Annotated in this window: 8 protein-coding genes; 4 read left to right on the plus strand and 4 right to left on the minus strand. The window is 57.7% G+C overall.

The genetic code is table 11. From position 1 onward, the window contains the following. From ACOTY5_RS21850 to ACOTY5_RS21860, 3 genes are all read right to left on the minus strand, one after another. Nucleotides 1-641, minus strand: a 641-nt coding sequence (locus ACOTY5_RS21850; RefSeq protein WP_421632018.1) for an MFS transporter, incomplete at its 3' end; no start/stop codon positions are given. A gap of 96 nt (nt 642-737) precedes the next feature. Continuing rightward, nucleotides 738-2345, minus strand: a complete 1608-nt coding sequence (locus ACOTY5_RS21855; RefSeq protein ID WP_017693069.1) for an FGGY-family carbohydrate kinase — start codon at nt 2343-2345, stop codon at nt 738-740. 11 nt (nt 2346-2356) lie between these two features. Beyond that, nucleotides 2357-3106, minus strand: coding sequence for an SDR family oxidoreductase (locus ACOTY5_RS21860; RefSeq protein WP_017693070.1), 750 nt, complete (start codon nt 3104-3106; stop codon nt 2357-2359). Between the two features lie 162 nt (nt 3107-3268). Here ACOTY5_RS21860 and ACOTY5_RS21865 point away from each other — a divergent pair, with 162 nt between their 5' ends. Further along, on the plus strand, nt 3269-4300 hold the full coding sequence (locus ACOTY5_RS21865) for a substrate-binding domain-containing protein (protein WP_032654226.1): 1032 nt from the start codon (nt 3269-3271) through the stop codon (nt 4298-4300). Here ACOTY5_RS21865 and ACOTY5_RS21870 read toward each other — a convergent pair. Continuing rightward, nucleotides 4297-5244, minus strand: coding sequence for a sugar-binding transcriptional regulator (locus ACOTY5_RS21870; RefSeq protein ID WP_017383561.1), 948 nt, complete (start codon nt 5242-5244; stop codon nt 4297-4299). The two genes, ACOTY5_RS21865 and ACOTY5_RS21870, sit on opposite strands and share 4 nt — an antisense overlap. Nucleotides 5245-5455: 211 nt before the next feature. On the opposite strand from ACOTY5_RS21870, the gene dalD reads away from it, so the two are divergent. The 3 genes from dalD to ACOTY5_RS21885 form a co-directional block, all read left to right on the plus strand. Further along, nucleotides 5456-6823 (plus strand): D-arabinitol 4-dehydrogenase, encoded by a 1368-nt coding sequence (gene dalD / locus ACOTY5_RS21875; protein WP_421632019.1) that lies wholly within the window; start codon nt 5456-5458, stop codon nt 6821-6823. A 9-nt stretch (nt 6824-6832) separates the two neighbouring features. Then, nucleotides 6833-8296 carry a xylulokinase gene (gene xylB, locus ACOTY5_RS21880; protein WP_015572354.1) on the plus strand — a complete coding sequence of 488 codons (1464 nt, stop codon included), beginning with the start codon at nt 6833-6835 and terminating at the stop codon, nt 8294-8296. 67 nt (nt 8297-8363) lie between these two features. Continuing rightward, on the plus strand, nt 8364-9004 hold a 641-nt coding region (locus ACOTY5_RS21885), incomplete at its 3' end, for an MFS transporter (protein WP_421632020.1).

Raw genomic sequence — 9004 nt, forward strand, 5'->3', positions numbered from 1 at the left:
AGCTCGGCGAATTTTTCCCGGGTGGAGAGAGTCTGCATATGCCGTGGCGTTTCCACCTTACGCATAGAGACCAGCGCAATGATCCCGCCGGTTACGCAGAATGCCAGTGCCAGCCACAGGGTGCCCATCTCCCCGATGTGCGGAATGGTAAAGCTCGGAATATAACTGCCCGCCACGCCAATACCTACGGAATAAACCGCCCAGTACCAGCCCAGCGCCGAGCTGGATTTATCGCTACGCACATTATGAATAATGACCACGATGAAGGCGTACAAAAATAACGGGTAGGCCAGACCGCGGATCCCATAGAACAGCAGAATTAATGCGTAATTTGCCTGACCCAGACCAAAAACGAGAAACAGGACGTGGAAAACGCACCACAGGACGAAGCCAATCAGCATGGTTTTTTGCGGGGTGATGATTTCAGCCACCACGCCGGAGATCCACGCGGAGAGCGCCGCCGCGAGACCGTAAAGCGTGAAGGCGAAAGAGGCTTCAGCAGGCGTGAAGCCCAGTGATTTAATATAGTGCGACAGGAATGCCAGCTCGAAACCGTCACCCGTCATAAAGACCGCGATCGCCAGATATCCCCATAGCAGGTTCAGCGGCAATCCCAGCCACTGTTTATTTATTTCGGACATATTGACCTCGTTTGTAGCGTACAGGTAAGCCCACACCGGAAATATTCCGGCGTGAGTTTTCTTATTGTCTTTTTCTCTAAATATACTGACGTGTATTTATTCTCTGATTACTGTCGCAGTTTGTTGTAACTGCTTATAAGCCTCGTATCGACGCAGATGAAGGGACTGAAAGTTCGCTTGCGGATAGAAATATTTATCCACGTGGGTAAATTGTTTCATGGCATCGGTCACTGAAGGCGCTATATTTCCCGCCACCGCCCCGAGAATGGCCGAACCCAGTAATACCGGTTCGCTGCATTGGGTCGCTAACACCGGCAGCCCGCAGGTATCTGCCAGCAGCTGGCGAACGAAAGGGTGCTGGCCCGCGCCGCCGCTGATAACGATATTTTCGGTCTGTACGCCGCATTCACGCTGGGCGTCAATGATTTGTCGCAAACCGTAACCGATACCACACAGACCGGCCACATACAGTGCCATCAGGTTATTGATATCGTTCTCCATGCCCAGCCCGCAGATCGTGGCCCGCGCATGGGGATCGGCAAAGGGCGCGCGGTTACCCAGAAATTCGGGTACCACGTGCAGTCCTGCTGCCAGGTTCACCGCCTCTGAGGCGGTGGCGAAGGTCTGTAAAAGCCGGTCCGCCAGGTAAACCGGCAGCGGCAGGTCTGACTCCTGTGCCAGCTGGCGCGCTTGCGGTGCGGCAGGATGGAAACTTAATAACCGATCGATAGCGGCACCCGCGGCGCTTTGTCCGCCCTCAATCAGCCACAGCCCAGGTACCATCGCGCTAAAATAAGGCCCCCAGACGCCGGGCACAAAAACGGCGCTCTCGGCGCTGGTCATGGTGCACGATGAGGTGCCAAAAACATACGCGAGATTGTTCAGCGCGCCGCCGCCAACGCCCAACGTCCCGATGCCGCCAGCGTGGGCATCAATTAACCCTACCGCCACCGGCGTGCCTGGCAGCAAGCCCATCTCACGCGCGGCCTGCTCCGTTAAGCCCTCGCCGCAAGGGGTGCCGGGGGCGGCAATATGCTGCCCTATGCGGACAAAATCTTCTCCGGCCAGCTCGTCCAGGCCAACGGTGCGGAAATAGTCCGGGTCCCAGCGATTCTCATGGGCCAGCCACGTCCATTTACAGGTTACGGTACAGATGGAACGGGTGACATCGCCGGTCGCGCGCCAGGTCAGGAAATCGGCCAAATCGAAAAATTGCCAGGCGCGATCGTAGACCTCTCGGTGGTTTTCTTTCAGCCACAGCAGCTTGGGCGTCTCCATTTCGGGCGATATTTTCCCGCCAACGTAGTCCAGCACCGGATGATGGGTGGCGTTGATGCGCTCCGCCTGGTCTGTCGCACGGTGATCCATCCAGACGATGATATTGTTTTCCGCTTCACCGTCAGGGCTGACCGCCAGCGGTTCGCCATTGTTGTCCAACACCACCAGCGAGCAGGTGGCGTCAAACCCGATGCCGGCAACGCTCTGCGGAGTCGTCCCGGAGCGCGCCAGCGCCTCGCGGATGCAGCGGCAAACGGCCTGCCAGATCTCGGCGCTGGACTGCTCCACGCGGCTTCCGCTGCGGTGCACGGTGGCAATTTTCTGCGTCGCGTGGGAAAGCAGCCTGCCGCTGAGATCGAAAATGCCCGCGCGAACGCTGCCGGAGCCGACGTCTACGCCGATAACGGTTTCTGGTGTACTCTTCATCCTTACGGCCCTTAAAGATCGACGCTGTTAGGCAGAATCACTAGATCCCGGACGGTAACGTTCTTCGAACGGGTCACCATGAACAACACCGATTCTGCGACTTCAATCGGCTGCATCAGGCTGCCGTTTGCCAGCGCTTCATCCATTTTGGCCTGCGGCCAGTCGTCGAGCAGAGCCGTCACTACCGGCCCAGGCAGAACGGCTCCGACGCGTACGCCATGTTCCGCGACCTGACGACGGGTGGTATGCACGAACGCCTGAACGGCAAATTTGGACGCGGTGTAGATCGGCTCCCAGATAACCGGCACCACGCCCGCAATGGAGCTGGTGAAGATAATATCGCCTGACTTCTGCGCAATCATATGCGGCAGTACGGCGCGAACGCAGCGGAAGGCGGCGTTGATATTCAGGTTCAGTACGCGATCCCAGACGTCCGGGTCGCCTTCAGCAACCGGCCCGCCGATGTAGGCGCCTGCATTGGCGTGAAAAATATCCAGGCCGCCGGCGAGGCCGACAATGTCGCTCAGCATCGCGTCGACTTGCTCGGGTTTGAACAGATCGATTTGCAGGGCAAACGCGTTCTCGCCCAGCTCGGCGACAAGGCGCTGAAGCTTTTCGCCTTCCCGGTCGATTAACACCACCTTAGCGCCAGCGCCGAGCAGCGTTTTTGCACACTCCAGGCCAATACCTGAGGCGGCGCCAGTGATAGCAGCGACTTTGCCCTGAAGGGAACTATTCATGGAGGGGACAGAGTGATTCATTTTATAATCCTTTATGCAGAGATGATTTTTAGGGTGTGTCTGCTTTCGCGTGAAGAACGGGGGTTCTGACTGACGCGTGAAGCAAACTGCTCAATCGATGAAGCAGATCTAGCACTTGCTTATTTCTCCAGCAAGAGACATTCAAAATGAAGAGGCGATTTTGTGACGCGCGTTGAGAAAACGAAGAAAACGACCATTTACGATCTGGCGGAACTCACCGGCGTTTCTGCCAGCGCGGTGAGTGCTATTTTGAATGGCAACTGGAAGAAACGCCGCATCAGCGCCAGCCTGGCAGAGAAGGTAACCCGCATTGCACAAGAGCAGGGCTACGCGGTTAACCGTCAGGCAAGCCTGCTGCGCAGCAAGAAATCGAACGTTATCGGCATGATTGTGCCGAAATATGACAACCGCTATTTCGGCTCTATAGCGGAAAAATTCGAAGAGATGGCGCGTGCCAGAGGGCTGTTGCCGATTATTACCTGCACACGCCGACAGCCGGAACTCGAGCTGGATGCCGCCCGTGCCATGCTCTCCTGGCAGGTTGACTGGGTCATTGCCACGGGGGCGACACACCCGGACAAAATTGCTGAACTCTGTCATCAGGCGGGCGTACCTACGCTAAATCTTGATCTGCCGGGTACCCTGGCGCCCTCTATCATTTCGGATAACTACGGCGGCGCGAAGATGCTGACAGAGCGGATCCTCGCCAGCAGCTTTAAACGGTTTGGTTCGCTGGCTCCGCTGACCTTCGTGGGCGGACGCCGGAGTGATAACAACACCGCAGAGCGCCTGCGCGGGTTCCTTGATGCCCATCAGGCCCATGGGCTGACCGTTCCGGAACAGCAGCTGCTGGTCACCGGATACTCGTCATCGCGCGTGGAGGAGCAGCTCAGAGCCACCTTCCCGTCGCCATCGACGGCGCTAAAGGGGCTGTTTGTCAATTCGACCATTTCGCTGGAGGGGGTGGTACGTTGGCTGGCCCAATACGGGCAGACCGGCCAAAATCAGCCGCCGATGGGTTGTTTTGACTGGGACCCATTTGTCTCTCTGCTGGGACATGATATCGACATGGTGCGCCAGGACGTCCCGGCGATGCTGGAGAAGGTATTTGAAATTCTCGATTCCGGTGATACCTCGGTCAGGCGTATTGAGATCCCACCGGAACTGATTGGCAGCCAGAGCGTCACGGGCTAGCCCTGACGCGTCAGCAGCCAGCGCGCGGTCTGTTCATCCGTCACCAGACCGTTTACCCAGCCGCCTTTGAGGGCGGCAAGGATCGCCGGGCGTTTATCCTCGCCGCAGGCGGCCGCAATACGTGGACACTGGCTCTGGCGAATATCGTAGCTGGTAATAAAGCGATTAATCTGGCTGTCGATGACCTTGCCGTCGGCATCGATAAAGCGTCCGAGTATTTCGCCAACGCCACCGCGCTGGGTCAACTCTTCCAGCTGTGCCTCATCGATAAACCCGTCTTTGAAGATAGGGCTCTGCCTGCCCAGCGCCCCGATGCCGACAAAAATCACATCGGCCGCATCCGCCACGGCGCAGACGTTACGGAACAGGCGGTTTGAGCACCACATCTCATGCTCCTCGCTGGACTGAGCATAGCGCGGCGCCGGCCACTGGTAATATTTTCCCTGAATTTTACGCGCCAGCAGCAACGGCACATCATCGTAATAGTTACATTGCCCGTGCTCGTTCATGGCGCTGATCAGGGCGACACAGCGGGTGTTGTGGCTGTCAAAATCGATACGCTTGATGGTTTTTTTTAGCGTCAGTCCGGAGCCAATTCCGACAACCGTGGGTTTATCACCTTGCAGGTAGCGGGCCATCAGCTGATAACAGCCAAACGTCACGCTATCCAGCGCGCTTTCATTGCGGTAGACGGGCACAATGTTGCAGTGGGTCAGGTGATATTTTTCCGCGAGAAGTTGCGCATAATCGAGGCAGTTAGCGACAGGGTGATGAAGCCCAATCGAGACAATGCCTTCCTCTTTCGCGGCGGCAATCAGCCGCTGCACCACCGGTCTTGATGTGCCGAGCTGGCTGGCAATTTCGCTTTGATTAAGCCCGGCGATGTAATACATCCATGCCGCCCGCACTTTTTGATCGAGCCTGATGTCATCTTCTTTGCTCACGTTTCCCTGCCTCAAGAGTGGGGTTGAGGGCGGTCAACACCCACAACAATTGTCTGTCATTCTGGCGGGTGCTCCGCGCTGAGGCAAGCGGTTTGCTCTTTGTTGGTCATTTGTAATTTAAATGGTCATTTGTTCTTTTGTGATCTGTAGCTCTTATTTTAAGCAAATGATCATCTACAGTTCAGCCATAACCTCACTGGAGAACAGAACAATGACCGAGAAATACACATGGCTACATATTGGGCTGGGGTCTTTTCATCGTGCGCATCAGGCGTGGTATCTGCACCGCCTGATTGTCGGCGGCGATACGCGCTGGCACATCGCTGCGGGCAACATACGCAACGATGCTGAACATGTGGTACAGGCGCTGGCCGCGCAGAAGGGGCGATATGTACTGGAGACCGTCAGCCCGGAAGGCGAGAGAGACTATGAAGAGATCGCCTCGATTCAGACGCTGATCCCGTGGCAGGCGGATTTGCAGCCGCTGATTGCCGAAGGGGCGAACCCGCAGACTCGGGTCATCGCGTTTACCGTGACGGAGGGGGGCTACTATCTGGATACCAGCCACAGGCTGGATGTGGCCAATGCCGATCTGGCGAGCGATATTAAGGGCGGCTGTAAAACCATCTACGGGACAATTGCCCGCATCCTCGAAGCGCGTATGGCGAACGGAGCGGGTCCGGTAACCTTGCTTAACTGTGACAACGTGCGGCATAACGGCGAGCGCTTCCACGACGGGTTGATTGAATTCTTAACCCTCAGCGGCAAACAGAGGGTCATCGACTGGCTGAGCGCTAATGCGACCTGTCCGAATACCATGGTGGATCGCATCACACCGCGTCCGGCGGCCGATCTCCCGGCGAGCATTAAGGCCCGAACGGGCATAGACGATAACGCCCCGGTTATGGGGGAACGCTTTATTCAGTGGGTGGTTGAAGACAATTTCCGCGACGTTCGTCCCGCGCTGGAAACGGTGGGCGTGGAGCTGGTGGGATCCGTCATCCCTTATGAAGAGGCGAAGATCCGCATCCTCAATGCCTCCCATAGCTGTATCGCCTGGGCGGGTACTCTGGTCGGGCAGCAGTATATCCATGAAAGCACGCTGACAGAGTTTATCTACAAGATTGCCGACCGCTACGTGACGGAAGATGTCATTCCCTGCCTGGGAGATAATGGCATCGATCTGCCAGCCTACCGCGACGTAGTGCTTAAGCGTTTTACCAACCCCTGGATTCAGGACACCAACCAGCGCGTCGCGGCCGACGGGTTCTCGAAGATCCCGGCGATGATAGCCCCAACGCTGCGTGAATGTTACCAGCGCGGCGTACGTCCTGACGCTACCGCTATGCTGCCTGCGCTGTTCTACGTCTATATGGAGCAGTGGCATCACGGCAAGCTGCCATATGAATACCAGGACGGTATCCTCAACGCCTCTGCGGTACATGCGATGTTCGAATCGGACGATCCGATAGCCCGATATGCCAGCGATACCGCCCTGTTTGGCGATCTGACCGGCCGGGAAGATTTTGCCGCGCTTCTGCGTGAAAAAATCGCTGACGTCTACGCGCTGATTAAGTGAGAGGTGGGTATGTATCTGGGCATCGATCTTGGCACATCAGAAGTAAAGGCGCTGGTCATTGACGAAAACAACGGCGTTGTCGCCACCCATAGCGCGCCGCTGACGATACAGCGTCCGAAGCCGCACTGGTCTGAACAATCGCCGGAAGCCTGGTGGGAGGCAACCGAATACCTGATTGCCACCCTCCGGGAGAAGTGCGGCCACCACTGGCAGGCGATAAAAGCCATTGGCCTTTCCGGACAGATGCACGGTGCGGTACTGCTGGATGCCGCGGGTGAACCCCTGCGTCCGGCCATCCTGTGGAATGACACCCGCTGCGCGCAGGAGTGCGCAGAGCTGGAAGAGATGGCGCCCGAGCTGCACCAGGTGGCGGGGAACCTGGCAATGCCGGGGTTTACGGCACCAAAGCTGCTCTGGGTGCGCCGTCATGAGCCGCAGAACTTCAGCCGTCTCGCCACCGTGCTGCTGCCGAAGGATTATCTGCGCTTCAAAATGACCGGAAAAAAAATCTCTGATATGTCGGACTCGGCAGGGACGCTGTGGCTGGATGTGGGAAAACGAGACTGGTCGGATGCACTGCTGGAAAAATGTGGGCTGTCGCGTGCCGCCATGCCTGCGCTGGTGGAAGGGTGTGAGGTCTCGGCGCTACTCGAACCTGCGGTAGCGCAGCGGTGGGGTCTGAACCCCTCGGTTATCGTTGCCGGCGGCGGGGGAGATAACGCCGTCAGCGCGATAGGGGTTGGGGCCGTTTCGCCGGGCGATGCGTTTATTTCGCTGGGCACCTCCGGCGTGCTGTTTGTGGTCACAGATGCCTACCGTCCGGCGCCCCAGTCTGCCGTGCACGCGTTCTGTCACGTGCTGCCAAACCTGTGGCATCAGATGAGCGTGATGTTAAGCGCCGCCAGTTGTCTACAGTGGTTTTGCCGTCTGGTGGGCGTCACGGAGCTGGCATTGCTTGAGGAGATCGCCCAGCTAAGCGATGCGGAGAAAGCGAGCGCGCCGATGTTCCTGCCGTACCTTTCCGGGGAACGTACGCCGCATAACGATCCCTGTGCTCGGGGCATGTTCTGGGGGCTAACGCACTCCAGCCAGCGTGCGCTGATGGGGTATGCGGTGCTGGAAGGCGTCAGCTTCGGTATTGCCGATGGCCTTCGCGTGTTGCAGGAGAGCGGCACGCAGATTGAACAGTGCTCCCTCGTCGGCGGCGGGGCGCGGAGCCCCTTCTGGGCCCAGCTGCTGGCCGATATTCTGGCGATGCCGGTGGTGACGCATAAGGGCGGCGAAACCGGCGGTGCGCTGGGGGCTGCACGGCTGGCCTGTCTCGCAGCCGGTAAGCCGCTGGCTTCCGTGTGCGAAAAACCTGAAGTCTATAAAACCTGGCGCAGCGATCCGGCGCGCCACCGTGCGCTGATGACGCGTTACCAGCAGTTTAACGCGCTTTACCAAAACGACCTGAACTACCGAAACCCATAATTCTGTGGCAAAGACCCTCCGGCGATGCTGCCGGAGCGGTTCCCTGTACCCTAAAAACGAGGTCAATATGTCGTTAAATAACAAACAATGGCTGGGATTACCCCTGAGTCTGGTCTGGGGGTATATCGCTATCGCGGTCTTTATGACGGGCGATGGTTTCGAGCTGGCATTCCTGTCGCACTATATTAAGGCGCTGGGCTTCACGCCTGCTGAAGCCTCTTTCGCCTTCACGCTCTACGGTCTCGCGGCGGCGCTCTCCGCATGGATTTCCGGCGTGGTGGCTGAAATCATCACCCCGCAAAAAACCATGCTGATTGGCTTCGTCCTGTGGTGCGTTTTCCACGTCCTGTTTCTCGTTTTTGGTCTGGGTCAGGCAAATTACGCATTAATTCTGCTGTTCTACGGGATCCGCGGCCTGGCCTATCCGCTGTTCCTCTATGCCTTTATCGTCGCCATTGTGCATAACGTTCGCAGCGACAGTACCAGCGCGGCGCTGGGCTGGTTCTGGGCGGTTTACTCTATCGGCATCGGCGTGTTCGGCAGCTACATTCCGAGCTTTACCATTCCGCACATCGGGGAGATGGGCACCCTGTGGCTGGCGCTGGCATTCTGCGTAACCGGCGGGATCATTGCGCTGGTCTCTATGCGTAAGGTGGAAACGCCACGGCATATGCAGACTCTCTCCACCCGGGAAAAATTCGCCGAGCT

This window comes from Enterobacter cloacae complex sp. SHL018, from assembly GCF_049237905.1.
GTDB lineage: Bacteria > Pseudomonadota > Gammaproteobacteria > Enterobacterales > Enterobacteriaceae > Enterobacter > Enterobacter hormaechei_C.